Annotated in this window: 25 protein-coding genes, 1 pseudogene and 1 other annotated feature; of the genes and pseudogenes, 16 read left to right on the top strand and 10 right to left on the bottom strand. The window is 54.0% G+C overall.

The window, feature by feature from the left end; all coding sequences use genetic code 11:
• Positions 1–256: 256 nt before the first annotated feature.
• Positions 257–1,231 carry an HTH-type transcriptional regulator CysB gene (cysB, locus tag ACVKSX_RS02770; RefSeq protein ID WP_003853865.1) on the bottom strand — a complete coding sequence of 325 codons (975 nt, stop codon included), beginning with the start codon at positions 1,229–1,231 and terminating at the stop codon, positions 257–259.
• A gap of 417 nt (positions 1,232–1,648) precedes the next feature.
• Complete coding sequence (gene topA / locus ACVKSX_RS02765) at positions 1,649–4,273, bottom strand: type I DNA topoisomerase (RefSeq protein WP_010244475.1); 2,625 nt, start codon at positions 4,271–4,273, stop codon at positions 1,649–1,651.
• Between the two features lie 371 nt (positions 4,274–4,644).
• On the opposite strand from topA, the gene ACVKSX_RS02760 reads away from it, so the two are divergent.
• A complete protein-coding gene (locus tag ACVKSX_RS02760) occupies positions 4,645–4,893 on the top strand; it encodes a YciN family protein (RefSeq protein ID WP_033757844.1) in 249 nt (82 codons plus the stop codon).
• A 31-nt stretch (positions 4,894–4,924) separates the two neighbouring features.
• On the opposite strand, the gene sohB is transcribed toward ACVKSX_RS02760, so the two are convergent.
• Positions 4,925–5,971, bottom strand: a complete 1,047-nt coding sequence (gene sohB, locus ACVKSX_RS02755; RefSeq protein ID WP_124890012.1) for a protease SohB — start codon at positions 5,969–5,971, stop codon at positions 4,925–4,927.
• 173 nt (positions 5,972–6,144) lie between these two features.
• Between sohB and ACVKSX_RS02750 the strand changes: the two genes are divergently transcribed.
• Positions 6,145–6,906, top strand: a complete 762-nt coding sequence (locus ACVKSX_RS02750; protein WP_010244466.1) for a YciK family oxidoreductase — start codon at positions 6,145–6,147, stop codon at positions 6,904–6,906.
• The gene (gene cobO, locus ACVKSX_RS02745) at positions 6,906–7,496 is read left to right on the top strand and encodes a cob(I)yrinic acid a,c-diamide adenosyltransferase (protein WP_010670250.1); all 591 of its coding nucleotides are present in this window, start codon (positions 6,906–6,908) and stop codon (positions 7,494–7,496) included. Before ACVKSX_RS02750 ends, cobO begins: the two co-directional genes overlap by 1 nt.
• 54 nt (positions 7,497–7,550) lie before the next feature.
• Here cobO and rluB read toward each other — a convergent pair whose 3' ends face one another.
• Complete coding sequence (rluB, locus tag ACVKSX_RS02740) at positions 7,551–8,441, bottom strand: 23S rRNA pseudouridine(2605) synthase RluB (protein WP_010670251.1); 891 nt, start codon at positions 8,439–8,441, stop codon at positions 7,551–7,553.
• A gap of 779 nt (positions 8,442–9,220) precedes the next feature.
• Between rluB and ACVKSX_RS02735 the strand changes: the two genes are divergently transcribed.
• Positions 9,221–9,868: a hypothetical protein gene (locus tag ACVKSX_RS02735; protein ID WP_010244455.1), complete on the top strand. Its 648-nt coding sequence runs from the start codon at positions 9,221–9,223 to the stop codon at positions 9,866–9,868.
• 16 nt (positions 9,869–9,884) lie between these two features.
• On the opposite strand, the gene ACVKSX_RS02730 is transcribed toward ACVKSX_RS02735, so the two are convergent.
• Both ACVKSX_RS02730 and rnm read right to left on the bottom strand, forming a co-directional pair.
• Positions 9,885–10,505: an L-threonylcarbamoyladenylate synthase gene (locus ACVKSX_RS02730; RefSeq protein WP_003853883.1), complete on the bottom strand. Its 621-nt coding sequence runs from the start codon at positions 10,503–10,505 to the stop codon at positions 9,885–9,887.
• Positions 10,506–10,517: 12 nt separating this feature from the next.
• Positions 10,518–11,402 (bottom strand): RNase RNM, encoded by an 885-nt coding sequence (rnm, locus tag ACVKSX_RS02725; RefSeq protein ID WP_423212993.1) that lies wholly within the window; start codon positions 11,400–11,402, stop codon positions 10,518–10,520.
• A gap of 153 nt (positions 11,403–11,555) precedes the next feature.
• Positions 11,556–11,657: a sequence feature (Trp leader region), on the top strand.
• Between the two features lie 23 nt (positions 11,658–11,680).
• Between rnm and ACVKSX_RS02720 the strand changes: the two genes are divergently transcribed.
• The 6 genes and pseudogenes from ACVKSX_RS02720 to ACVKSX_RS02695 all read left to right on the top strand — a co-directional run bounded on the left by ACVKSX_RS02720 (position 11,681) and on the right by ACVKSX_RS02695 (position 18,708).
• Positions 11,681–13,246, top strand: coding sequence for an anthranilate synthase component 1 (locus ACVKSX_RS02720; protein WP_010670253.1), 1,566 nt, complete (start codon positions 11,681–11,683; stop codon positions 13,244–13,246).
• A pseudogene (gene trpD / locus ACVKSX_RS02715) lies at positions 13,246–14,840 on the top strand (bifunctional anthranilate synthase glutamate amidotransferase component TrpG/anthranilate phosphoribosyltransferase TrpD). The gene ACVKSX_RS02720 and the pseudogene trpD overlap by 1 nt, the downstream one beginning before the upstream one ends.
• A gap of 2 nt (positions 14,841–14,842) precedes the next feature.
• A complete protein-coding gene (trpCF, locus tag ACVKSX_RS02710; protein ID WP_010244438.1) occupies positions 14,843–16,204 on the top strand; it encodes a bifunctional indole-3-glycerol-phosphate synthase TrpC/phosphoribosylanthranilate isomerase TrpF in 1,362 nt (453 codons plus the stop codon).
• Positions 16,205–16,250: 46 nt separating this feature from the next.
• Positions 16,251–17,441, top strand: a complete 1,191-nt coding sequence (trpB, locus tag ACVKSX_RS02705) for a tryptophan synthase subunit beta (protein ID WP_010244436.1) — start codon at positions 16,251–16,253, stop codon at positions 17,439–17,441.
• Positions 17,441–18,244, top strand: coding sequence for a tryptophan synthase subunit alpha (trpA, locus tag ACVKSX_RS02700; protein WP_010670255.1), 804 nt, complete (start codon positions 17,441–17,443; stop codon positions 18,242–18,244). The genes trpB and trpA overlap by 1 nt, the downstream gene beginning before the upstream one ends.
• Positions 18,245–18,393: 149 nt before the next feature.
• Positions 18,394–18,708 carry a BON domain-containing protein gene (locus ACVKSX_RS02695; protein ID WP_010244430.1) on the top strand — a complete coding sequence of 105 codons (315 nt, stop codon included), beginning with the start codon at positions 18,394–18,396 and terminating at the stop codon, positions 18,706–18,708.
• Positions 18,709–18,764: 56 nt separating this feature from the next.
• Here the strand turns inward: ACVKSX_RS02695 and ompW are convergent, their stop codons facing one another.
• Positions 18,765–19,400 (bottom strand): outer membrane protein OmpW, encoded by a 636-nt coding sequence (gene ompW / locus ACVKSX_RS02690; protein ID WP_029519099.1) that lies wholly within the window; start codon positions 19,398–19,400, stop codon positions 18,765–18,767.
• 249 nt (positions 19,401–19,649) lie between these two features.
• On the opposite strand from ompW, the gene ACVKSX_RS02685 reads away from it, so the two are divergent.
• The 4 genes from ACVKSX_RS02685 to yciA are packed head-to-tail and all read left to right on the top strand — an operon-like array spanning position 19,650 to position 21,900.
• Positions 19,650–20,066, top strand: coding sequence for a YkgJ family cysteine cluster protein (locus tag ACVKSX_RS02685; protein WP_010670256.1), 417 nt, complete (start codon positions 19,650–19,652; stop codon positions 20,064–20,066).
• 27 nt (positions 20,067–20,093) lie between these two features.
• A complete protein-coding gene (locus tag ACVKSX_RS02680) occupies positions 20,094–20,828 on the top strand; it encodes a YciC family protein (protein WP_010244420.1) in 735 nt (244 codons plus the stop codon).
• Positions 20,829–20,879: 51 nt separating this feature from the next.
• The gene (locus ACVKSX_RS02675; protein ID WP_010244416.1) at positions 20,880–21,419 is read left to right on the top strand and encodes a septation protein A; all 540 of its coding nucleotides are present in this window, start codon (positions 20,880–20,882) and stop codon (positions 21,417–21,419) included.
• Positions 21,420–21,477: 58 nt separating this feature from the next.
• Positions 21,478–21,900 (top strand): acyl-CoA thioester hydrolase YciA, encoded by a 423-nt coding sequence (yciA, locus tag ACVKSX_RS02670; protein WP_010670258.1) that lies wholly within the window; start codon positions 21,478–21,480, stop codon positions 21,898–21,900.
• A 36-nt stretch (positions 21,901–21,936) separates the two neighbouring features.
• On the opposite strand, the gene tonB is transcribed toward yciA, so the two are convergent.
• Positions 21,937–22,692: a TonB system transport protein TonB gene (tonB, locus tag ACVKSX_RS02665; protein WP_029519101.1), complete on the bottom strand. Its 756-nt coding sequence runs from the start codon at positions 22,690–22,692 to the stop codon at positions 21,937–21,939.
• A 197-nt stretch (positions 22,693–22,889) separates the two neighbouring features.
• Here tonB and ACVKSX_RS02660 point away from each other — a divergent pair, with 197 nt between their 5' ends.
• Together ACVKSX_RS02660 and ACVKSX_RS02655 are read left to right on the top strand one after the other, a co-directional pair.
• A complete protein-coding gene (locus tag ACVKSX_RS02660; protein WP_010244407.1) occupies positions 22,890–23,186 on the top strand; it encodes a YciI family protein in 297 nt (98 codons plus the stop codon).
• 77 nt (positions 23,187–23,263) lie between these two features.
• Entirely contained in the window at positions 23,264–23,449 is a 186-nt protein-coding gene (locus tag ACVKSX_RS02655) for a hypothetical protein (protein ID WP_010670260.1), read from the top strand.
• A 225-nt stretch (positions 23,450–23,674) separates the two neighbouring features.
• Here ACVKSX_RS02655 and ycgZ read toward each other — a convergent pair whose 3' ends face one another.
• Both ycgZ and ACVKSX_RS02645 read right to left on the bottom strand, forming a co-directional pair.
• Positions 23,675–23,917, bottom strand: coding sequence for a regulatory protein YcgZ (gene ycgZ / locus ACVKSX_RS02650; protein WP_010244401.1), 243 nt, complete (start codon positions 23,915–23,917; stop codon positions 23,675–23,677).
• Positions 23,918–24,647: 730 nt separating this feature from the next.
• On the bottom strand, positions 24,648–24,821 hold the full coding sequence (locus ACVKSX_RS02645; RefSeq protein ID WP_003853917.1) for a YciY family protein: 174 nt from the start codon (positions 24,819–24,821) through the stop codon (positions 24,648–24,650).
• Positions 24,822–24,866: the final 45 nt, after the last annotated feature.

The following is a 24,866-nucleotide window of genomic DNA, read 5'->3' as shown; positions in this document are numbered from 1 at the left end:
ACTTAAGAACCTTATGTTTACTGGCTTCCCACGTTAGCTCTTAACTGGAGTATGGGAATATTCCTGGCAAGCCGCAAAGTGACATAGTTAAAAATGTGTTGTAATTCGCATTTAAGAAAGCCCGATGAGGAAACATGTGATCAATGTTTCATTTACAAAAAAATCATAAAAACTTTTGAGTCTCATTTGGCGCTAAAGCCTGGAGACAAAAAAGGCTGCACCAGGCAGCCTTATGTTTACGCGGGGAGGTTAAATTCTATTTAAACGGCAGTTTGATATCTTTAAACATCGCTTCAATGTCTTCATTGGAGCGCAACGCAACCGCAGTATCTACCACATCGCGCGTCAGGTGCGGTGCAAAACGTTGGATAAAATCATACATATAGCTGCGCAGGAAGGTGCTGCGGCGGAATCCAATCTTAGTGGTGCTGTTGGTAAAGATATCGGCGGCTTCAATGCGAATCAGGTCAGGATCGGCCACCGGATCTACTGCCATGCTGGCGATAACGCCAACCCCCAGACCTAAGCGGACATAAGTTTTGATTACGTCGGCGTCGGTCGCGGTAAAGACGATGCGTGGCGTTAAACCTGCACGATTGAAAGCCGTATCCAGTTCTGAACGCCCGGTAAAGCCAAAGGTGTAGGTCACCAGCGGATATTCGGCCAGCTCCTCAATGGTGACCTGCCCTTTTCCTGCCAGCGGATGATCGGCAGTCACCACAATCGCCCGATTCCAGTGGTAGCACGGCAGCATGATTAAATCGTCATAGAGATGCAGGGCTTCGGTGGCGATGGCAAAATCTGCATTACCTTTGGAGACGGCTTCGGCGATCTGAGTTGGAGAACCCTGATGCATGTGCAAAGAGACGCGAGGATAGCGCTCAATAAATCCTTTGATCACACCAGGCAGCGCGTAGCGAGCCTGGGTGTGCGTGGTTGCGACATAGAGCGAGCCTTTATCAGGCCAGGTGTGTTCACCGGCTACCGATTTAATCGCATCCACTTTGGAGAGAACTTCTCGCGCTATACGGATGATCTCTTCCCCTGCAGGCGTGACCTGGGTGAGATGTTTACCGCTGCGGGCAAAGATTTGCACGCCCAGTTCATCTTCCAGCATACGCACCTGTTTACTGATGCCGGGTTGAGAGGTGTAGAGACCTTCCGCCGTCGAAGAGACGTTGAGATTGTGATTGACCACTTCAACGATATAGCGCAACTGCTGTAATTTCATATCTATTCCATCCCGGTAAGTTACAGAGTCGCATCCCCGGTTGACGTATAGTCGCGAGGGTAAAGAGATGCTATGCATCAGGAAAGGTCGGAAATGCTATAACAACTATATCAGTTTAAGTGAGAGAGTAGAACGGATTGATATAAGGCTCAGAAAAAGGCCAGCGAGCGCTGGCCTGAGTATGATGACAGAGTCGGGTCTGGCCTGCTTTGAGACCTGTCTTGCGCATAGAACCGGGGCAGATCGGAAAGTCGCTCAAGCCAATCCCTGGTCGCTCGGCCCGCGCCATCCATGGCGCGGGACGCTTTCCTCTTCTGCCCCGGTTCCCTGCGCACTGAGCTTATTCACTGCTACAGGATTCACTAAGCATAGACCCTGTCGGCAGAAAAAAGGCCAGCGAGCGCTGGCCTTCAGGGATTACTTTTTCGCTTCCTGCCATTTGCCATCTATATAGAAGGCGGACCAGCCGGTTGCCTTGCCCTCTTTTTCGGAGGAGACATACTGCTGTTTGGTCTTGCGGCTGAACCGCACCAGCGTTTTGTTGCCTTCCGGATCGGCTGCTGGCGCATCGGCCAGATATTTCAGCTTCTCAGGCAGACGATCTTTGAAGCGCTGAAGCTCTTCCACCAGCGGCGCACGCGTCTCGCGTGATTTCGGGAAGGTGTTGGCCGCGAGGAAAACGCCCGCCGCACCGTCACGCAACACGAAGTAAGCATCTGACTTCTCACACGCCAGCTCTGGCAGCGGAACCGGATCCTCTTTCGGCGGAGCAACTTCACCACTACGCAGTATCTTGCGGGTGTTTTTGCACTCTTCATTGGTACACGCCATGTACTTACCAAAGCGTCCCATCTTCAGATGCATCTCCGAACCACACTTCTCGCACTCCACCACCGGGCCGTCATAGCCTTTGATGCGGAATTCGCCCTTCTCAATCTCGTAACCATCACACTCCGGGTTATTACCACAGACATGCAGTTTACGTTCGTTATCGATCAGGTAGCTGTCCATGGCCGTGCCACACTTCTGGCAGCGACGACGGGCACGCAGGGCGTTGGTTTCAGCATCATCCCCTTCTAGAATATTGAGAACTTCATTTTCCGGGATCAGGTTGATGGTCTGTTTGCAGCGCTCTTTAGGCGGCAGCGCATAGCCGGAACAGCCCAGGAAGACGCCGGTACTGGCAGTTCGAATCCCCATCGGACGGCTACAGGTCGGGCAGTCAATCGAGGTCAGCACCATCTGGTTCGGCTGCATCCCGCCCTCTTCAGGATCTTTCTCAGCCAGTTCAAGCTGCTGGGTAAAATCGGTGAAAAAGTGGTCGAGTACCGCTTTCCATTGCGCCTGGTTATTGGCAACCTGGTCAAGGTTGCTCTCCATGCGGGCGGTGAAATCATAATTCATCAGTTCGCGGAAGTTCTCTTCCAGACGATCGGTGACGATTTCACCCATTTTTTCCGCATAAAAACGGCGGTTTTCAACCCGTACGTAGCCACGATCCTGAATCGTCGAGGTAATGGCGGCGTAGGTGGATGGACGACCAATTCCGCGCTTCTCCAGCTCGCGCACCAGTGACGCTTCGCTGAAGCGCGCCGGTGGCTTGGTGAAGTGCTGACCGGGCAGCAGTTGCTGCAGGTCCAGAACATCACCCACGCTTACCGCAGGCAGCGTACGATCTTCATCATTCTTACGCAGCGCAGGCATCACTTTGGTCCAGCCGTCGAAACGCAGAATACGGCCTTTCGCTTTGAGCCGGAAATCACCGGCGGCGGCAGTAATGGTGCTGGAGTCATATTTTGCTGGTGTCATCTGACAGGCAACAAACTGACGCCAGATCAGCTGATAGAGTTTCTGCGCATCCGCTTCCATATCTTTCAGCTTTTCCGCCACCACTTCCACATCAGAAGGACGAATCGCTTCGTGCGCTTCCTGGGAGTTCTCTTTGCTGGCGTAAGTTATGGCGTTTTCAGGCAGATACTTTTTACCGAAATTGCTTTCGATATAGCCACGCGCCATGGCGACCGCATCCTGACTCAGGTTAGTCGAATCGGTACGCATATAAGTAATGTGGCCCGCTTCGTACAGCCGCTGGGCCATCATCATGGTCTTCTTGACGCCAAAGCCGAGACGGGTGCTGGCAGCCTGCTGCAGTGTCGAGGTGATATAAGGCGCGCCCGGCTTGCTGCTGGTCGGCTTATCTTCACGATCCACGATCTCATAGCGCGCTTTTTCCAGCAGCGCGACGGCGGCATACGTCTCGTCGCGGTTGACCGGACGGAAGGCTTTATCGCCTTTGTGCGTCACGTCCATCGACAGCTCATCGCCTTTCGGCGTGGTCAGCGCGGCATTAACTTCCCAGTACTCTTCGGGAACAAAAGCTTTAATCTCACGTTCACGTTCCACCACCAGGCGAACGGCAACGGATTGCACACGTCCGGCAGAGAGACCACGAGCGATCTTTTTCCACAGCAGTGGCGAGACCATGTAGCCCACCACGCGGTCCATAAAGCGACGCGCCTGCTGAGCATTAACCCGATCAATATTCAGTTCGCCCGGCTTTTCAAACGCCTGACGAATCGCATTCTTGGTTATTTCGTTAAACACGACGCGGCTGAAGCGCGAGTCATCACCACCAATCACTTCCCGCAGGTGCCAGGCAATGGCTTCCCCTTCGCGGTCAAGGTCGGTTGCGAGATAGATGTGGTCAGCATTGGCGGCTAACGCCTTCAGTTCGGCGACCACTTTCTCTTTGCCGGGCAGAATCTGATAGTCCGCTTCCCAGCCGTGATAGGGGTCAACACCCATGCGGCTGACGAGTGCGGCCTTCTCATCTTTTTTAACTTTTTTGACTTTCTTGTCAGTCGAAGCGTCTTTGACTTTCTTATCTGTCGAGGCGTCAGCACTTTTCTTCGCGGTTGAACCACTGGTCGGCAGATCCCGGATATGACCTACGCTGGATTTAACCACGTAATCACTACCCAGGTATTTATTGATTGTTTTAGCCTTTGCCGGGGACTCAACAATAACGAGTGCTTTACCCATATTTACCTTTACCTAATGAAAACATCCTGCTTAACGGGAGAGGATTGGATGCCCAAAAACCCAATGGGTTCAATATTGCTGCGCCTGTTTAACATTTCAAGGCGGAGGGGTCAATCTCAGATCAGATGATGTGGCGTTATGCAACTGCATGATAAAGAGTGCTTTTTCTATCTGAACTCATCGCACATCCTGGTGCAAAATCCCTGAAATCGGAATCGCCCACACTCTACCTGATAAAATCTGTTACGCAACTTAATTAGCACTCAGCCCGGACTTACGCCAGGTTTTCATCGATTACACCGATTTGTCACAGCGTGTGACTCGCCAGTAATATAGAAAGGATTGGAGTACTGTCAAACAGGAGTGAATAAATGCAGAGTTCAACTCAGGCTATTTCCCGCCAGGCGTTGCTGGAAAAGGCCAATGCGCTGATCAAAGAACATGATGATTATTTAGCGGGAATGCAGGCGGATGAGGTGATTCAGCAGGGAGAAGTGCTGGTATTTCGCGGACCGTTTTTTCTCGATGCCGATGGAGTGCCGACGGCTAAAACCACGGCGGTGTTTAACGTGTTCAAACACCTTGCCGTGGTGCTGTCGCCGCTCTACCACCTGGAATGAAAAAACCCGGCGCAGGCCGGGTTTCGCATCATCAGAGCAGTGGCTTTTCGCCGCGCTGCCAGAGTTTCAGCAGCAGGCGCTCTGCCACCGAGCCGGCGCTCTGCGTAAAGCGATCCATCACCTTACGGCGGCGGGCATAATGCACGCCGAGCACGCTGAACTTATCCATCTGACGGATGATCAGATCATCGCTGGTGCCGATTTCGTCAACCAGGCCGAGGTCCAGCGCCTGGCGGCCATACCAGTGTTCACCGGTTGCCACCTGATCGATGTCGAGTGACGGGCGCATCTGGTGGACAAACTGCTTGAACAGCAGGTGCGTTTCGTCGAGATCTTCCTGGAATTTCTCACGTCCCTCTTCGGTGTTTTCACCAAACAGCGTCAGCGTGCGCTTGTACTGTCCGGCGGTATGCAGCTCAATATCAATATCGTTCCGTTTCAGCAGGCGGTTGAAATTGGGGATCTGCGCGACCACGCCGATGGAGCCAATAATCGAGAAAGGTGCTGCCACAATACGATCGGCTACGCAGGCCATCATGTAACCGCCGCTGGCCGCCACTTTATCCACGGCCGCCGTGATACGCAGACCCTGATCGCGCAGACGCTGCAGCTGCGAGGCTGCCAGGCCATAGCCATGAACCACGCCGCCAGGGCTTTCAAGACGCAGCAGCACTTCATCGCCAGGCTGTTTCACAGCCAGCACGGCTGAAATCTCTTCGCGCAGTGAGGTCACCTCATGGGCGTCCATGCTGCCTTTGAAATCGAGTACATAGAGCGTGGGCTTAGCACTGTCTGTCTGCCCCAGCTTCGCCGCCTGCTTTTCCGTTTTGGCTTTCAGCTTTTCACTTTTCTTATGATTTTTCAGCCAGACTTTTTGTGCCTGAGGCTTCATTTTTGCCAGCTGCAAATCCTCTTTCATCTGTTGATAATCATCATCCAGATGAGTCAGTCGAAGCTGACCGTTTTGTGCCCGTTTGCGTAACGCGGCATTCATCACAATCATGACAATCACAGCGACGGCAACCACCAGTGTCACCACTTTCGCTAAAAACAGTCCATACGTTGAAATAAAATCCATAGGTCGCCTTAGTAAACAGAGAATCAAAAACAGTTCGCCAGTTTAGCCGTTTTGCCTCGCTTCGTCGCCTGAAATGCCAGCAGCTGGCACAGAATGGGTGGGTTGGCGATTGCGCCCATTCGTAAATTCAGGCATAAAGCGGAATCATGCTGTTTTCGCTGGAGGACCCCGCTGTGCATTATCAACCGAAAAGCGACCTGCTCAATCATCGCATTATCCTGGTCACTGGCGCTTCAGATGGCATTGGCCGGGAAGCGGCGCTGACTTATGCCCGCTATGGCGCGGAAGTTATCCTGATGGGCCGTAACCCTGAGAAGCTTCAGCAGGTCGAACAGGCGATCAATCAACTCAATCTCTGCCCTGCTCACACTGTGGTGTTCGATCTGGCCGAAGCGACACCGGAACGTTGCCAGCAGGTGGCAGAACAGCTGGCCCAGCAGTTTCCGCGTCTTGACGGCGTGCTGCATAACGCCGGTATCCTCGGTGAGATTGTGCCGCTGGCTGAACTCGACCCACAGGTCTGGCAGCAGGTGATGAACATCAACCTGGACGCCACCTTCTTCCTGACGCAGGCGCTGTTGCCGCTGCTGTTAAAATCAGATGCCGGTTCACTGGTGTTTACCACCTCCAGCGTGGGCCGTACCGGTCGCGCGGGCTGGGGGGCTTACGCCGTCTCTAAATTTGCTACCGAAGGCATGATGCAGGTACTGGCTGATGAGTATAAAACGCAGGCATTGCGGGTGAACTGTATTAATCCGGGCGGGACGCGAACAAAAATGCGTGCCAGCGCGTTCCCGCAGGAAGATGCCAATAAGCTGAAAACCCCTGCCGATTTGATGCCGCTCTACCTTTATCTGATGGGTGATGACAGCCGTCGCAAAACCGGGATCAGCTTTGATGCCCAGCCAGGCAGAAAACCAGGAGCCGCTGAATAATGGCTGACGATCGTCATCAACAGCGTCAGCAACGGTTAAAAGAACAGGTTGATGCGCGTATTGCTGCAGCCACGGAGGTTCGTGGCATCCTGATGGTCTTTACCGGCAATGGCAAAGGCAAAACGACTGCGGCCTTTGGCACCGCACTCCGCGCCACCGGTCATGGCAAACGCGTGGCGGCTATCCAGTTCATTAAAGGTGACTGGCCGAATGGCGAGCGAAACCTGCTGGAACAGCACGGTGTTGAATTTCAGGTAATGGCAACCGGCTTTACCTGGGATACGCAGAACCGCGAAACGGATACCGCTGCCTGTCTGGCGGTGTGGCAGCATGCAAAACGGATGCTGGCCGATGAGCAGCTGGATCTGGTGGTGCTCGACGAAATCACCTATATGGTCAGCATGGATTATCTGCCACTGGAAGAGCTGATAGCAGCCCTGCAACAGCGCCCGGCGCATCAGAGCGTCATCATTACCGGACGTGGCTGTCATCGCAGCCTGACTGAGATGGCGGATACGGTGACTGAGATGCGGCCGGTAAAGCACGCTTTTGATGCCGGGATACAGGCTCAGCAGGGAATTGACTGGTAACAGAAAAAGAAAACGCAGCCCTGGGGCTGCGTTTTTAGCGATCGGGCAACGTGATTAACCGGAGTTACGTTTGCTGCCCGGATTGCGGCGTGGTGCACGTGGGGTGCTGCTCACTTTACTGTGACGTTTCACGGCACGACGAATCTGGTTCGCTTTGGTGCGACGACGATCTTTTTCGACCACCAGTTTGGTAACCGTTTCATCATCCATCTCCACCAGGTTACGCAGGTAGTTAACCGCAGGCAGATCCAGTTCGGTCCAGCCACCGCGTGGCAGGCCTTTTGGCAAGGTGATATCGCCGTAGCGAACACGCATCAGACGACTGACCTGCACGCCGACCGCTTCCCATAAACGACGCACTTCACGGTTACGTCCTTCGGTCAGAGTCACGTTGTACCACTGGTTGATCCCTTCTCCACCGCCAAATTTCAGGGTTTTAAAGGCAGCCGGGCCATCTTCCAGCTGAACGCCCTTGCTCAGCTGACGAATTTTATCATCGTCGACCTGACCAAAGACGCGCACCGCATATTCACGTTCCACTTCACGGCTCGGATGCATCAGGCGGTTCGCCAGTTCACCGTCAGTGGTGAAGAGCATCAGACCACAGGTGTTCACATCCAGACGGCCAACGGCAATCCAGCGTGAACCGCGCAGACGAGGCAGACGGTCAAATACTGTTGGGCGCCCTTCAGGATCGCTGCGGGTACAGAGTTCACCTTCTGGTTTGTAGTAAGCCAGCACGCGGCAAACTTCGGTTGCTGATTCAGCAATCGAGACCAGATGGCCATCAATACGGATTTTCAGAGATTTGCTGCTTTCAACGCGGTCGCCCAGGGTGGCGATCTTGCCGTCGACGCTGACACGGCCAGCGGCAATCATTGATTCGATTTCACGACGCGAGCCATGACCGGCACGCGCTAAGACTTTCTGTAACTTTTCGCTCATTGAGCTTCCTCTTTGTCGCCTTCCCAGGCGTCACGGTAGGGTGATAATTCTTTCTGAATCAACAGGTTAACCTATTAATCCGGCCCCATTATACAGGCATTTACCCCTGAAGTAACGCGCTTTATGAGTGGGTCTGAAGCGAATTAAGAAGGGTCAGCCTCTGATAGTTTTAGATCTGATAATATCTGACGCTGATTTAAATAATCCCCGTGCATCTGACAGGAATAAGATTAATAAAATGCATGTATTAAAAACTTTATAGCTGATGACAATTAAATTTTCTAACCACTTTAGTTTCATCAACGTAATGTTCTGGTGATAAAAACCTTAACACTATCTTACACTTTCGCTGGTTTTCCCTTGTTTTTATTCTTCTTAAAAAAACATTAAAGTTAGCACAAACAACTGTTTTAATGACTTAATCCATTATAACCGCTCGGTAAATACAAAAAACCCAGATTTTTTCTAACGCAGATTTATTTAAGGCCTTATTTTCAAGGACATTTGATTCTTATTAGCTTTAATAAATTGTACGACACTATTAAGCTGATATACTTTATTCCTGTAGCACAATAAAAAGCAGGACTCACGACAGAGGGGTCTTGCAACAATGAAGTCCGGCTTTTGTTATTCGTTTATAAAAATAGTCTTTTTAGATTAATCCAATAAACCGGCGCATCCGGAGTTGTTGCGTTAATACGGTTCAGTGATGAACCTTGCTTGCATGTCAAAAATCTTCACCAGGGATTTCCCGACATGCCTGAATAAAGAAACCCATCATGAAAAACCTGTTGCTGTGCCCGGTGCTTGCTGCACTGGTGCTGAGCGGGTGTTCTGTGGGCCACACTGAGTACAGTCGTACGGCGATGCAGCACGTAGATATGAGCGTGACTGGCATTCCGACGATCCTCGGTCTCGGCACACTGGGCACCAGCATTCCATTGACGCCTGAATATAGCCTGACAGCTGCGCACGTTGCCAAAACTGCCGTGCAGCGCGTCAAGTCTTATCACCCTTATTGCGACCTTGCGATTATTTATCACAAGAATGACGCCAGCACGCTGACTAAGTTCCGCAGCAGCGACATCGGCGATCCGGTTAAAATGTATGGCTACAGTTTTATTTCAGCGATGCCGGTTGAATCGACCGGAGTTAATTTAGCGCGTACGGCTATTCGGAATAACTGGAATAAAAGTCCCTGTATAGCCATGGCCTCCAATGCAGGTGTTGTTCAGGGGATGTCGGGCGGCGGCGTTTATAACCGTGATGATACGCTGGGCGGCGTGATTGTTGGCTATTCTGACTCGATTAAAAATGGGCGTAATAACAAAGTGATCCTGAAAGATGTGTCACTTTATATTCCTTACGGCCAGTTTAAAAGCTGGTTAGAGTCGAATCTGGCCCAGACACCGACACGCGGTGCCTGAGCCTGAGCCTGAGGGCTTACAGGAACGGGCGGGTATCGCCCACCCCTTCACGCACAATTTCCGGCGCATCGGTGGTCAGATCGACCACCGTGGTCGGCTGCTGGCCCAGCGTGCCGCCGTCGATAATCAGATCGACCAGCTTGCCGATGCTGTGCTGGATCTCTTCCGGATCGGACTCGGTGAAATCGTTGCCCGGCAGAATTAATGAGGTCGACATCATCGGCTGATTCAGTGCTTCCAGCAGCGCCAGCGCCACGGGATTAGAGGGCACGCGCAGACCAATGGTCTTACGTTTTTCATTCATCAGGCGGCGCGGCACCTCTTTGGTCGCCTTGAGAATAAAGGTGTAGTTGCCTGGCGTGTTGTTTTTCAGCAGGCGAAACGCTGAGTTGCCCACCTGCGAATAGACCGACAGCTCAGAGAGATCCCGGCACATCAGGGTAAAGTTGTGGTGCCCGTCGAGCTGACGGATACGACAGATACGCTCCATCGCGCCCTTCTCCTCCAGCCGACAGCCCAGCGCATAGCCGGAATCGGTTGGATAAACAATGACGCTGCCTTTGTTCAGGTAGTCAACCGCCTGATTAATCAGGCGGGGCTGCGGGTTGTCCGGATGAATATGAAACAATTGACTCATAGAAACCTCGTGTCACCTTTCCGTGATTGCCAGGCCGGGAGCCAGATCCGGGAAGCGTTCCCAGACCGGCTCAACCGCCGCGGGCAGCCAGAGTTTGCGGCCCAGTTCAATCCACGGACAGGGTTGATGAAAATCAGAACCTTGTGATGCGGCCAGTTCATTATCTCTGGCGTATTGCGCCAGCGTCGTGCGCTCATTAGGTGGCTGCTGGCACTGCGCGACTTCCATCGCATCACCGCCCGCTTCGCGGAAATGGGCGACCAGCCGTTTGAGCCACTTTGCCGATAAACCGTAACGGCCAGGATGCGCCAGCACGGCGCAGCCACCAGAATGATGAATAGCATCAATAGCTTGTTTAATTGTACACCATTGTGGCGGCACGTAACCGGTTTTGCCACGCGCCAGATAATTTTTGAACACCTGCGCCATATTCTCTGCTTTACCCTGCTCAATCAGGAAGCGGGCAAAGTGACCGCGGGTAATGATGCCGCCATCAGCCAGTCGCGTGGCTCCCGCCAGCGCATCCGGGATACGTGCCTTCGCCAGTCGCTCACCAATCTCTTCTGCACGTGCTTGCCGACAGGCATGTTGTCCGGCCAGAAACGCCACCATCGCCGGATGGCGGATATCAATGTTCAGTCCCACGATGTGAATCTCATGGTTTTCCCACAGGGTGGAGATTTCTGCGCCCGCCAGCACTTTTATCGGTAAATCGTAATCGATTGCCGTTTGCTGCGCTTCATCAACCCCTGCAACGCTGTCGTGATCGGTGATCGCCAGTACGCCGACGCGCATCTCAACCGCTCGCTGCACCAGGGCGGCTGGGGTCAGTAAGCCATCGGAGGCACGCGTGTGGCTGTGTAAATCATAAACCGGGAAACGGGCGATATCGCTCAAGAGAACTCCTGCAAAAACTAAACCGGCCAGCATGATAACGATTTTCACGGTCAGTGAAAAAGTGTATTGACATTTCCGCCCTGAACCCGTTAACTAGTACACAAGTTCACACGTAACGGGTATTCAATCATGGCTGTTGTAATCACGCATTTAAACGGTTGGCGCGATGTTCCCGAAAACGGGCGACAGGGTCGTGCACACTTTGCGTAAACGCTGTGCTAATACCTGAGCCCGCCACCGAGCGGGCTTTTTTTTGAGCGAAATTCAGAGAAATCATCATGCCAAATGCGAAACCTACAGTGAAGTTGATTACCGGCACCGCACCCTACCGCGAAGATCCGGCCGCAGTGTTTCACCAGCTGTGCGGCGCACGTCCGGCAACCCTGCTGCTTGAATCCGCTGACATCGACAGCAAGCGCAACTTAAAAAGCCTGCTGATTGTCGACAGCGCGCTGCGCGTCAGCGCAATGGGCAATAATGTCACCGTTCAGGCGTTGTCAGAAAATGGCCGCGCCCTGCTGCCGCTGCTGGATGAGGCCCTGCCTGCGTCGGTCAGCAATCAGGTTCGTCCCGATGGACGCGAGCTGACTTTCCCGCAGAGTACCGACCATCAGCAGGATGAAGATTCCCGCCTCAAGGCACTGTCGGTGTTTGATGCACTGCGTCTGATTCCACAACTGGTCAACTCCCCTGCCGATGAGCGCGAAGCCGTGCTGCTGGGTGGCCTGTTTGCTTATGATCTGGTTGCCGGTTTTGAAACCCTGCCGGAGCTGGATAATCAGCAACGCTGCCCCGACTACTGTTTTTACCTGGCAGAGACCTTACTGGTGATCGATCACCAGACCCGCAGTGCGCGTCTGCAGGCCAGTCTGTTCTGCCCGTCCACCAGCGAGTTCCAGCGCCTGCAGCGCCGCATCGAGCAGTTGCACGGCCAGATGCTGCAGCCGGCACCGGCTCTGCCGGTCCAGCCGGTTGAACAGATGACGCTGACTACCAGCCAGAGTGATGAAGAGTATTGCGACGTAGTACGCACCCTGCAGCAGGCAGTTCGCATCGGCGAAATTTTCCAGGTCGTGCCGTCACGTCGCTTCTCGTTGCCGTGCCCGTCGCCGCTGGCTGCTTATGAGACACTGAAAAACAGCAATCCCAGCCCCTATATGTTTTTCATGCAGGATCAGGATTTCTCCCTGTTTGGCGCGTCGCCGGAGAGTTCGCTGAAGTATGACGCCACCTCCCGTCAGATTGAGATCTACCCGATTGCCGGTACACGCCCGCGTGGCCGCCATGCTGATGGCTCACTGGACCGCGATCTCGACAGCCGCATTGAGCTGGAGATGCGTACCGACCATAAAGAGCTGGCTGAACATCTGATGCTGGTGGATCTGGCGCGTAACGATCTGGCGCGAATCTGCGTGCCCGGCAGCCGTTACGTGGCTGACCTGACCAAAGTTGACCGCTACTCGTTTGTGATGCATCTGGTTTCCCGCGTGGTGGGTACGCTGCGCGCGGATCTCGATGTGCTGCACGCTTATCGTGCCTGTATGAACATGGGCACGCTGAGCGGAGCACCAAAAGTTCGCGCCATGCAGTTGATTGCCGGGGCTGAACGCACCCGTCGCGGCAGCTACGGCGGCGCGGTGGGCTACTTCACCGCCCAGGGCGATCTCGATACCTGTATCGTTATCCGCTCCGCCTATGTAGAAGATGGCGTCGCCACCGTTCAGGCGGGCGCTGGTGTGGTGCTGGATTCTAATCCGCAGGCTGAAGCTGATGAAAGCCGCAACAAAGCGCGCGCCGTACTGCGCGCTATCGCGACTGCCCATCACTGCAAGGAGATCTTCTGATGGCCGATATTCTGCTGCTCGATAACATCGACTCTTTTACCTATAACCTGGTTGATCAGCTGCGGACCTTTGGTCACAACGTGGTGATCTATCGCAACAACCTGCCCGCCGAACTGCTTATTGAACAGCTGCAGCGGATGGAGAACCCGGTGCTGATGCTCTCTCCCGGTCCCGGCGCGCCAAAAGATGCTGGCTGTATGCCGGAGCTGCTGCGGGTGCTGCGTGGTCGTCTGCCAATTATCGGTATCTGTCTGGGTCACCAGGCGATTGTCGAAGCCTATGGCGGCCATGTGGGCCAGGCAGGCGAGATCCTGCACGGCAAAGCCTCTTCAATCGACCATGACGGCGAGGCGATGTTTGCCGGTCTGAGCAATCCGCTGCCGGTGGCGCGCTATCACTCGCTGGTGGGCAGCAACACGCCGGAAGAGCTGACGGTGAACGCCAGTTACAACGGGATGGTGATGGCCGTTCGCCATGAAACCGATCGCGTATGCGGGTTTCAGTTCCATCCTGAATCGATTTTGACTTCTCAGGGCGCGCGCCTGCTTGAGCAGACGCTGGCCTGGGCGCTGGCGAAGTAACAGGGAGAATAAACATGCAACAGACACTGGAAAAACTTTACCAGGCGCAGACGCTGAATCAGGCTGAGAGTCATCAGCTGTTCAGCGCCATCATTACCGGACAGCTGGAGCCAACGCAGCTCGCTGCCGCGCTGATCGCCATGAAAGTGCGCGGTGAAACGCCGGAAGAGATCGCCGGAGCCGCCACCGCACTGCTGGAAGATGCCAAACCTTTTCCCCGCCCTGATTATGCGTTTGCCGACATTGTGGGCACCGGCGGCGATGGCAGTAACAGCATTAATATCTCGACTGCCAGCGCCTTTGTCGCTGCGACCTGCGGTCTGAAAGTGGCGAAGCACGGCAACCGCAGCGTCTCCAGCAAATCGGGCTCCTCCGATCTGCTGGCCGCCTTTGGCATCAATCTCGATATGCCCGCTGACCGGGCGCGCCAGGCGCTGGACGATCTGAATGTCTGCTTCCTGTTTGCGCCGCAGTATCACACCGGTTTTCGCCACGCGATGCCGGTCCGCCAGCAGCTTAAGACCCGTACGCTGTTTAACGTGCTGGGCCCGCTGATCAATCCGGCACGCCCGCCACTGGCGGTGATTGGCGTCTACAGCCCGGAACTGGTGATGCCGATTGCCCAGACGCTGAAAGTGCTGGGTTATCAGCGCGCGGCGGTGGTTCACGGTGGCGGAATGGATGAGGTGGCGCTGCACGATGTAACCCATGTGGCCGAACTGCGTGAAGGTGAAATTACGCGCTATCAGCTCTCGCCAGAGGACTTTGGTTTTGGCTTCCATCCCAAAGAGGCGCTGGCGGGCGGCACGCCGGAAGAAAATCGTGACATTCTGACCTCTTTACTCCAGGGTAATGGCCAGCAGGCCCATGAGGAGGCCGTCGCCGTCAACGTGGCGATGTTGCTTAAAGTATTCGGTCAGGAAGATCTGCGTGAAAACGCACAGCAGGCGCTTAACGCCATCCGCAGCGGACAGGCTTATGAGCGTGTCGTCGCACTGGCAGCAAGAGGATAATCATGAAAGGCACCGTGTTAGAAAAAATTGTTCAGGACAAAGCGATTTGGGTTGAAGCCCGTCAGCAGCAGCAGCCTCTCTCTACCTTTCAGAACAGCATTGAACCCGCCAGCCGTCATTTCTACGACGCGCTGCAGGGTGCAAGAACCGCGTTTATCCTGGAGTGTAAAAAGGCCTCTCCCTCGAAAGGCATTATTCGTGAGGATTTCGATCCAGCCGCCATTGCCGGGGTCTACCGCCACTACGCTTCCGCGGTATCTGTGCTGACCGATGAGAAATATTTTCAGGGCGACTTCGCCTTTCTGCCGATTGTCAGCGCGGCCATCACCCAGCCGGTGCTGTGCAAAGATTTTATCATCGACCCTTATCAGATCTATCTGGCCCGTTACTACCAGGCGGATGCGATTCTGCTGATGCTGTCAGTGCTGGATGATGAGCAGTATCGTCAGTTGGCCGCCGTGGCGCACAGCCTGAAGATGGGCATTCTGACTGAAGTGAGTAATGAAGAGGAACTGGAGCGGGCTATCGCGCTGCAGGCCAAAGTCGTGGGTATCAACAACCGCGATCTGCGTGACCTCTCTATCGATCTTAACCGCACCCGTCAGCTGGCACCGCGCCTGTCACACGGCGTCACGGTAATCAGCGAATCAGGCATTAACAGCTATGCCGATATTCGCGAGCTGAGCCATTTTGCCAACGGCTTCCTGATTGGTTCTGCACTGATGGAAGAAGCCGACCTGACCGCAGCGGTGCGTCGGGTCACGCTGGGCAGCAATAAAGTGTGCGGCCTGACCCGTGCCGAAGATGCGCGTGCCGCCTATGAAGCCGGGGCAATCTATGGTGGTCTGATCTTCGCGGAAGGTTCCCCGCGCCAGATTGACACCGCTACGGCGCAGACCGTTATCGCTGCGGCCCCGCTGCGCTACGTCGGCGTGTTCCGCAATGCCGCTATGAGCGACATTGTCACGCAAGCCGGTGCGCTTTCACTCTCTGCGGTGCAACTGCATGGCAACGAGACGCCGGCGTTTGTGGCTGAACTGCGTGCGGCTCTGCCAGCAGAGATTCAAATCTGGAAGGCGCTGCGCATTGAAGGCACCTTGCCGGCGCGCGACTGGCCTCATGTTGACCGTTATGTGTTTGATAATGGCGACGGCGGGACCGGACAGCGTTTCGACTGGTCGCTGTTGCAGGGGCAGACGCTCAACAATGTGCTGCTGGCCGGTGGCCTGAGCGCGGATAACTGTGTTGAAGCCGCGCAGCTCGGCTGTGCCGGCCTGGACTTCAACTCTGGCGTGGAAAGCGCGCCTGGCATCAAAGATGCCCGTAAAATTGCCGCTGTGTTTCAGACACTGCGAGCCTACTGATTTGCCTGGCCTGCTCAACGGCGGGCCCGAGAAAGGAAGATAAAAAATGACGTTACTTAATCCCTACTTTGGCGAATTTGGCGGAATGTATGTTCCGCAAATCCTGATGCCAGCCCTGCGCCAGCTGGAACAGGCGTTTGTCGACGCCCAGAAAGATCCTGAGTTTCAGGCCGAGTTTACCGACCTGCTGAAGAACTATGCGGGTCGGCCTACCGCCCTGACGCTGTGCAAAAACCTGACTAAAGGCACCAAAACCCGCCTCTATCTTAAGCGTGAAGATCTGCTGCACGGTGGCGCGCACAAGACCAACCAGGTGCTGGGTCAGGCGTTGTTAGCCAAACGCATGGGCAAAAACGAAATTATTGCCGAAACCGGTGCGGGTCAGCACGGCGTAGCTTCAGCGCTGGCCTGTGCGCTGCTGGGCATGAAATGCCGCATCTATATGGGCGCAAAAGATGTGGAGCGTCAGTCACCCAACGTCTTCCGTATGCGTCTGATGGGCGCAGAAGTGATCCCGGTGCACAGCGGCTCCGCCACGCTGAAAGATGCCTGTAATGAAGCACTGCGCGACTGGTCTGGCAGCTACGAGACATCACACTATATGCTCGGCACCGCAGCGGGTCCGCATCCCTTCCCGACGATTGTGCGTGAGTTCCAGCGCATGATTGGCGAAGAGACTAAAAAGCAGATTCTGGAAAGAGAGGGTCGTCTGCCCGATGCGATCCTCGCCTGTGTGGGCGGCGGCTCCAACGCCATCGGCATGTTTGCCGACTTTATCGATGAGACCAGCGTGAAGCTGATCGGCGTAGAGCCTGCGGGCCACGGCATTGAGACCGGCGAGCATGGCGCGCCGCTCAAGCACGGTCGCGTCGGCATCTACTTCGGTATGAAATCGCCGATGATGCAGACCCATGATGGCCAGATTGAGGAGTCTTACTCGATCTCTGCCGGCCTCGACTTCCCGTCTGTAGGCCCGCAGCATGCGCACCTGAACAGCATCGGTCGTGCGGAATATGTCTCCATCACCGATAACGAAGCGCTGGCCGCCTTTAAACAGCTCTGTCGCGATGAAGGTATCATTCCGGCGCTGGAGTCATCCCACGCCCTTGCGCACGCCATGAAGATGATTCAGGCCGAGCCGGAAAAAGAGCAGTTGATTGTGGTCAACCTCTCTGGCCGCGGCGACAAAGATATTTTCACCGTTCATGACATTTTGACAGCGCAGGGAGAAATCTGATGGAACGTTACAATCAACTGTTTACGCGTCTGTCAGCGAATAATGAAGGGGCTTTTGTTCCTTTTGTTACGCTGGGCGATCCGTCACCGGAGCTTTCACTGCGTGTGATTGATGCCCTGGTTGAAGGAGGCGCGGATGCACTGGAGCTGGGTATTCCCTTTTCCGATCCCCTTGCAGATGGCCCGACCATCCAGAATGCGACGTTACGCGCCTTTGCGGCGGGCACCAACACCAGCCAATGCTTTGAAATGCTGGCCACTATCCGCCGTAAGTATCCGGATCTGCCGATTGGATTGCTGATGTACGCCAATCTGGTCTTCACCAACGGTGTGGATGAGTTCTATGCCCGTTGTGCAGAGGCGGGTGTGGATTCGGTGCTGGTGGCGGATGTGCCCGTTGAAGAGTCCGCGCCCTTCCGTCAGGCTGCGCTGCGTCATGGCGTGGCACCCATCTTCATCTGTCCGCCTAACGCCAGCGATGAGCTGCTGCGCGAGATCGCTTCACACGGACGGGGTTACACCTACCTGCTGTCGCGCGCGGGCGTGACCGGTGCTGAAAACCGCGCCAGCCTGCCGTTGCAGCATCTGATCGACAAGCTGCGTGAATACCATGCAGCCCCGCCGCTGCAGGGCTTTGGTATCTCTGAGCCTGAACAGGTGAAGGAAGCGATCGCCGCGGGCGCTGCGGGTGCGATCTCCGGCTCTGCGATTGTCAGAATCATCGAAAAACATCATTCAGAGCCTGAGGTGATGCTGAGCGAGCTGAAGAACTTTGTCAGCCGTCTTAAAGCCGCCAGCCGTTAATCCTGCCAGCATGCCTTATCGCGCGATAAGGCATGATTTGTTTCCTTTTTTTTCATTCCCCCATTTGCCCTTTTTGCAAAATCTGCACCACAATGACAATGCGCCGTTACGGTAACGTCGCATCCATTTTGTGACAGGGAGAGAAAGCAATGAAATTCGTTAAACTGCTGACAGGTGCTGTACTGGCGGGCGTGGTTGCGCTGACACTGAGCGCCTGTGCGCCAACCGCAACCAAAGAGGGAACCGGTGGCTATATTGATGACACCGTGGTGACCACAAAAGTTAAAGGTGAACTGCTGAAAGATGACTCGCTGAAATCAACTGAAATCAACGTAGAAACCTTTAAAGGTAAAGTTCAGCTGAGCGGTTTTGTTTCATCACCACAGATGGCTAACCGTGCCGTTCAGGTTACGCGCAGCGTGGCGGGCGTGAAGTCCGTTGTTAACAATATGCAGATCAAATAACGTCTTAACAGACAAAAAAGGCCGCTGATTCAGCGGCCTTTTTATCATCTTTATCATCAGAAACGGTAACCCGCTCCGAAGAAGAAGACCCAGGGATCGATGCGCATATTGATATTCTGCTGCTCGCCACCCGCTTTAAACTTCACTTCCGTATCAATATCCATGTACCACACCGACGCATTCAGCATCCAGTCACGGTTAATCTGATAATCCAGACCGACCTGACCCGCCACACCCCAGGAATCCTTCACGCTGAGATCGGTCAGGCCCGCATCGCGGCCCGTCTGGTTGAAATCGGCATCGTAAAAGGTGGTGTAGTTGATACCTACGCCAACGTAAGGACGCGCTTTGCTCTTGCTGTCAAAGAAGTAGTACTGCGCCATCAGCGTAGGCGGTAACTGGCGTACCGTTGCCAGTGTTCCGGTCGGGCCCAGGCCCACTTTGTGACGGAACGGTGTGGCGGCCAGTAATTCGACACCAATGTTGTCGGTTGCCATGTAAGTAAAAGTCAGGCCCAGCTGCGTGTCGTTGGATGCGCTGAACTCGCCCATCCCTAACACATTATCGGAACCTTCGGTGGGCCGGACGGTGGCACTACCGGCACGCATAAAGAAGTCGCCTGCTTCGTGGGCCATCGACAGTTGGGGAAAAGCCAGAGCCAGCAGCATCGCGCATTTTGCCAGTTTCATCATCACTCCTTTGCTTAATGTTAATGTCGCGAACGTCATCGCTTTTTGCTGGCAAATATTTAACGTGATTTACAGAAAATTGCACTCTGTACCCTTCAGATAAATTACTTAAAAAACAATGAATTGATTTAGATCAATTTCGGCTCAGGCTGGCGCAGCAAAATTCCCCTTGCTGAATAATTTCGCCGGGCCTATTTTGCTTATCTTCTCTGGTGATTTTGGTTCGATGCCCTGGGAGGGGCGGGTGATCAAATGAGTGAAATAACTAACCCTTGTGTCAGCTGTGGCGCCTGCTGCGCCCATTTCCGCGTCTCATTTTACTGGGCCGAAGCCGATGATGCAGGCGGCCCGGTGCCGACCGCATTAACCGAACCGCTCAGCCTGTTAATGCGCAATATGCGTGGAACGAACGATCGCGCGCCGCGCTGCGTTGCCCTTGAAGGCGACATTGGCGGCTGTGTCTCCTGCGGAATTTACGAACAACGTCCGACGCCCTGTCGGGAATTTTCGATGTCGGGCGAAGCGGGTATCCACAATGAAGCCTGCGATCGCGCCCGCGCCCGCTATGGTCTTCCCGCCCTTTTTTCTCCATCTTTACCTGTCATGACAGAAAGTTATGCCGCAGCGGGTGCCCGCGAGCTGTCAGAACATGTACAATCGCCGGGTTAATTAACCCGGTTCCTCAAAGGAGTGTACATGTCTATCACGGCAAGCTCGTTATACCGTGACACAGGAAATTTCGCGCGCCATCAACTGGCTACGGTGCTGTTGATGTCGCTGCTGGCCGCTTTTATCACCGTCATGCTGGTGCATGTGCTGACGCCAGGTGCCGATCAGATGGCCCTCCTGCAACAGGGTGACGATAGCGCCGGTTCGCTGTTTGAGATGGTGCAGAATATGTCACCGGAACAGCAGCAGGTGCTGCTGCGCGCCTCGGCGGCCAGCACCTTCGCTGCGCTGATGGGGAACACGCTGCTGCTTGGCGGAATGCTCTATCTGATCCCGATGGTCTCTTCCGGCCAGCGTGTCAGTGCGTTGCGGGCGATTGGTGCTTCAGCGCCGCTGCTGCCAAAGCTGCTGCTGCTCACCTTCCTGATGACGCTGGTGGCGCAACTGGGCTTTATGGTGCTGGTGGTGCCAGGCATTCTGCTGACGATTCTGCTGTCGCTGGCTCCGGTGATGGTGGCCAGTGAGAAGATGGGTGTCTTTGCCGCCATGCGGGCCAGCATGCGGATGGCGTGGAAGAATGTGAAGCTGATTGCCCCCGCTATTCTGCTCTGGCTGCTGGCCAAAGTGGTGGTGATGCTGTTCTTCTCTTCGCTGACGGTTTTACCGCTGAATGTCTCGTCGGTGATTTTCACCGCGGCAGGCAATGTGGTTTCGGCGATGTTGATTATCTATCTTTATCGGCTCTATATGCTGTTACGTTGATTGACGATGTGCCTTCGGGCACATTTGCAGCCAACTCTGAATGGAAAAACTATGAAGCAGCTACTCGACTTTCTTCCCCTGGTGGTCTTTTTCATCTTCTACAAGCTGTATGACATTTTTGTCGCCTCGGGCGCGCTGATTGTCGCGACCGGCCTGGCGCTGGTTGTCAGCTGGGTGCTCTATCGCAAGCTGGAAAAGATGACGATTTTCACCTTTGTGCTGGTGGCGGTTTTTGGCACCCTGACGCTGGTGTTCCACAACGATGAGTTCATTAAGTGGAAAGTCACGGTTATCTACAGCCTGTTTGCCGCCGCCCTGCTCTACAGCCAGTGGTTTATGGAGCAGACGCTGATTCAGCGCATGCTGGGTAAAGAGCTGCAGCTGCCCGACGCGGTCTGGCGCCGGCTCAACGTTGCCTGGGCGCTGTTCTTCTTTATCTGCGGCCTGGTAAACATCTATGTCGCCTTTTGGTTATCTCAGGCGTTTTGGGTTAACTTTAAAGTGTTCGGTCTCTCCGGTCTGACCTTACTGTTTACCCTGCTCAGCGGGCTTTACATCTGGCGACAGATGCCGCAGCAGGAACAAAAATAATCATCTGCCCGGTCCGCCGGGCATTTTTTTAGCATTCACCTGCATAGAAGTGGAAGCAATGGGCGAAAAACATAAATTGCCGAAAGGCGAAATGGTGCTGCGTACGCTCGCCATGCCAGCAGATACCAACGCCAACGGCGATATTTTTGGTGGCTGGCTGATGTCACAGATGGATATGGGTGGCGCTATCCTGGCGAAAGAGATCGCTGAAGGACGCGTGGTGACGGTTCGTGTCGACGGCATGTCATTTATGAAGCCCGTCGCGGTGGGCGATGTGGTGAGCTGCCATGCGAGCTGTCTTCGTACCGGCAACAGTTCCATGACGATTAATGTGGAAGTGTGGATCAAAAAAGTGTCGTCTGAGCCGATTGGACAAACTTACATTGCGACGGAAGCGGTGTTTATTTATGTGGCGGTCGACAATGAGGGTAATTCCCGTCCTCTGCCAGCCGGTCGCGCTAACCAGCAACCCGGCGAATGAAAAACAGGTCAGGCTGTTTCAGCCTGACCTGACGCTTTATTCTATGCTGGCCCCACCATTAATCTTAAACACGATATTCATGGTCAGACCCTGCCCTGGCCGTCCGCTCTGATAGCGCCACTTTTTCATCGCCTGCTTAACTTCACGCTCAAACATATTGCGCGGCTCAGCAGAGAGGATCTGGATGTTATCCACCCGTCCCTCACTGTCCACATCAAACTTCACCCGTACCCGCCCCTCTACACGCAGTGCAAATGCGCGTTGTGGATAGCCAGGCTTACTGACGTTCAGTGCTTTTGGGCCGGTTGAGGCCGATGAGGTGGGTGACGGCGTAGATTTTGGCGCCGTGGTCGGTTTGTTCTGCGTCGCCGGGGCTTCCTGCTTAAACGGATCGGCCTGCGGTTTGCTCTCCTGACGCGGCTTCACCTCGCGTTTAGGCTGCTCCCGCTTGTGCTCTGGTTTCGGTTTGGGCTTTGGCTTAGGCTCAGGTTTGGGAATCGGCACCGGCTCCGCTTTCGGCGGTTCGGGCACGGGCTGAGGTTCCGGCACCGGTTCAGGTTCTGGCTGAGGTTCTGGCTGTGGTGCAGGCGGCTCCACGATGGCCGGTGCAGGCTCAGGCTGGACTTCAGGGGCGACCATGGTAACGCTGATGGGCTGCGACGCTTTGGGCACCTCAATCACCTGCTGGAATGAAGCATACAGAATTCCGGCTATCACGGCCCCATGCAAAGCAACAGACAACAACATGGAGACAGGCGTGCGTTTAGGTAATGGCATAGTCAGCGTGGTCATAACAGTCGCAGTGATTGAATGAAGCAGCGATTTTAAATGCAAATAGCAATCAGTTTCAATAACTCCCGCCATCCCGCCTGAAGAAAAGCGCTTTTTAGCCCTTTATGCTGAGCCATTCACCACTCTGAGGTTTCGTTTGCACTCTGAGGGGCAATCCCTTAACGTGTTGCGAAATTCTGGTTAATGGGAGTTCCTTAGTGCTTTACGTCATTTATGCAGAAGATACTGCAGATTCACTGGAAAAACGTAACGCCGTGCGCCCTGCCCATCTGGCACGGCTCAAACTGCTGCAGGAAGAGGGACGCCTGATCATTGCAGGCCCGATGCCTGCTGTCGACAGCAACGATCCTGGTGTAGCGGGTTTTACCGGCTCAACCGTGATTGCTGAATTCCCGTCATTAGAAGAAGCACAATCCTGGGCACAGGATGATCCCTACTTCGCCGCGGGCGTCTATAAGCAGGTTTCGGTTAAGCCGTTTAAACGCGTCTTCTGATCGTGACTCAGCATTGAAAATGGCTTCTGTGCCTGGCACAGAAGCCATTTTTATTTTGATCGTTCAAGAGAGGAAAGATGCAGATAATCATTCTGGGGCTACTGGCCATTATCGCTTTACTGATCGGCAGCGCGGTTTATCTCTGGCGAACTCAGGGCTGGCGTAATAAAAAGCAGTGGATTGTCATGCTGATCGTGCTGGCGGCGGCACTGCAGCTGGTGAACGTAACGCTAATGATGACGACACAACGTCTCGCTGGTTAATCAGACCTGAGGTTTCATTGCGACAGAGCAGCACATCACTCTCTGTCGCAGCAACCGGCCGGTCTGAATATTCTGCCTCGCGAATAAACGCAGCGACCAATTGATCTTAATAAATTAAAGCGTTGTTCTGAACGACATTGATAATAAACCGGCAGTACACCGGCCTGGTCTTTCAGTAATACACGCTCTCTTTATTTTCCCGCCACAGCTATTTTCAGCGATGAGTTAACCGCGATCCAGAATCAGGCCAATCAGCGCATGATAGTGCTGTTCTTCTTCCGGACTGGTGACATGCTGTAAACGGCCGATCAGTTTTGAGCAGATCGCTTTACGATTCAGACTACGGCCAGAACTGATAATTTCTGTCACGACGGAGCCAAGAATGGCCTGTTGTGAGGGCTGCGCGGCGCTGTGTAAATACGCGGAGATGTCAGAGACTGAAGCGGGAATACGAACGTTAGTCTGCATGGTTGACCCTCATAGGATTCATTTAAGATTAATAACCGATGCGATAAAGTTATACAACAACGAGCTATCTGTACAGATATTTAGCTTAAAAAATCAGATCGTCACGTTTTAATGACAATAAACTCATAAATAACAGCACATTACAACATTGTAAAGTTGTACAACTTGTTAGCCTGCGGTTTTTATCCTGTTAATATTCCCTCTTTAGTCCGCGCCTGAATGACCTGTTTTACTATTAAAATATGATCTTTCCGCCCTTTTTTTAGTATTAAAGAGGAATTATCTCGCAGAGCTGTCTACATTTACCCCTTGTGAGTTGAACCTCTGAATGGATGCACAGCACAGTCGCGGGCACATTATGCATAAAACTTATTCTGGCCAGTCCCTTACATTGCTCGACCCGCTGTTATCCCGGCTCCTTTCTATTGTTGACCCCAAAATAGAAGTAATGAGTGGTTACCCTGCTAATTGCTCAGTTTGGCTCACTGTCTATTATCAGCGTAAATCGCGTAAGTGGTCTTACGAATGGTACGATCGTGTGGGTTACCACAGGCCGACTGAGCTGGGCAGCTCAATGGAATGTCTGATGCGCGAAGTCAGCGATCGTGGCGCGTCGCATCAGGAGCACCTGATAGCGCGACGGGCGATGGCAGAATCGGTTTTTTTTGAAGCCTGATTTGAAGTCTGAATAGCCTGCTTTGTCCGACAGGCTGAATTCACCGGGCTTTCGCTATATTATCTGCGTAATAAACAGAATCGAACGACGCTGCTGTTGTGCCAGCTGATGGCGAATGCAGTGGATACGCTTATACCGCCGCGACTGCCCTTCCAGCCAGCGTGAGCGGCGGCGATGCACCTGCCGTAACATTCTCCAGCGCGCCACTTCATTTCTGCTTCGTTTCATCACTTCCTCTCTGACGTCATACACACGAGATATACGCGAGGGCAT

This window comes from Pantoea sp. PvP021 (genome assembly GCF_054056055.1).
Note: the sequence above shows the minus strand (reverse complement) of the source record. Positions and strands in the feature narration are given on the sequence as shown.

Excerpts from the sequence above, each read along its gene's own strand:
- cysB (WP_003853865.1), bottom strand. The coding sequence starts at position 1,231 with ATGAAATTACAGCAGTTGCGCTATATCGTTGAAGTGGTCAATCACAAT.
- topA (WP_010244475.1), bottom strand. The coding sequence starts at position 4,273 with ATGGGTAAAGCACTCGTTATTGTTGAGTCCCCGGCAAAGGCTAAAACA.
- ACVKSX_RS02760 (WP_033757844.1), top strand. The coding sequence starts at position 4,645 with ATGCAGAGTTCAACTCAGGCTATTTCCCGCCAGGCGTTGCTGGAAAAG.
- sohB (WP_124890012.1), bottom strand. The coding sequence starts at position 5,971 with ATGGATTTTATTTCAACGTATGGACTGTTTTTAGCGAAAGTGGTGACA.
- cobO (WP_010670250.1), top strand. The coding sequence starts at position 6,906 with ATGGCTGACGATCGTCATCAACAGCGTCAGCAACGGTTAAAAGAACAG.
- rluB (WP_010670251.1), bottom strand. The coding sequence starts at position 8,441 with ATGAGCGAAAAGTTACAGAAAGTCTTAGCGCGTGCCGGTCATGGCTCG.
- ACVKSX_RS02735 (WP_010244455.1), top strand. The coding sequence starts at position 9,221 with ATGAAAAACCTGTTGCTGTGCCCGGTGCTTGCTGCACTGGTGCTGAGC.
- ACVKSX_RS02730 (WP_003853883.1), bottom strand. The coding sequence starts at position 10,505 with ATGAGTCAATTGTTTCATATTCATCCGGACAACCCGCAGCCCCGCCTG.
- ACVKSX_RS02720 (WP_010670253.1), top strand. The coding sequence starts at position 11,681 with ATGCCAAATGCGAAACCTACAGTGAAGTTGATTACCGGCACCGCACCC.
- trpCF (WP_010244438.1), top strand. The coding sequence starts at position 14,843 with ATGAAAGGCACCGTGTTAGAAAAAATTGTTCAGGACAAAGCGATTTGG.
- trpB (WP_010244436.1), top strand. The coding sequence starts at position 16,251 with ATGACGTTACTTAATCCCTACTTTGGCGAATTTGGCGGAATGTATGTT.
- trpA (WP_010670255.1), top strand. The coding sequence starts at position 17,441 with ATGGAACGTTACAATCAACTGTTTACGCGTCTGTCAGCGAATAATGAA.
- ACVKSX_RS02695 (WP_010244430.1), top strand. The coding sequence starts at position 18,394 with ATGAAATTCGTTAAACTGCTGACAGGTGCTGTACTGGCGGGCGTGGTT.
- ompW (WP_029519099.1), bottom strand. The coding sequence starts at position 19,400 with ATGATGAAACTGGCAAAATGCGCGATGCTGCTGGCTCTGGCTTTTCCC.
- ACVKSX_RS02685 (WP_010670256.1), top strand. The coding sequence starts at position 19,650 with ATGAGTGAAATAACTAACCCTTGTGTCAGCTGTGGCGCCTGCTGCGCC.
- ACVKSX_RS02680 (WP_010244420.1), top strand. The coding sequence starts at position 20,094 with ATGTCTATCACGGCAAGCTCGTTATACCGTGACACAGGAAATTTCGCG.
- ACVKSX_RS02675 (WP_010244416.1), top strand. The coding sequence starts at position 20,880 with ATGAAGCAGCTACTCGACTTTCTTCCCCTGGTGGTCTTTTTCATCTTC.
- yciA (WP_010670258.1), top strand. The coding sequence starts at position 21,478 with ATGGGCGAAAAACATAAATTGCCGAAAGGCGAAATGGTGCTGCGTACG.
- tonB (WP_029519101.1), bottom strand. The coding sequence starts at position 22,692 with ATGACCACGCTGACTATGCCATTACCTAAACGCACGCCTGTCTCCATG.
- ACVKSX_RS02655 (WP_010670260.1), top strand. The coding sequence starts at position 23,264 with ATGCAGATAATCATTCTGGGGCTACTGGCCATTATCGCTTTACTGATC.
- ycgZ (WP_010244401.1), bottom strand. The coding sequence starts at position 23,917 with ATGCAGACTAACGTTCGTATTCCCGCTTCAGTCTCTGACATCTCCGCG.
- ACVKSX_RS02645 (WP_003853917.1), bottom strand. The coding sequence starts at position 24,821 with ATGAAACGAAGCAGAAATGAAGTGGCGCGCTGGAGAATGTTACGGCAG.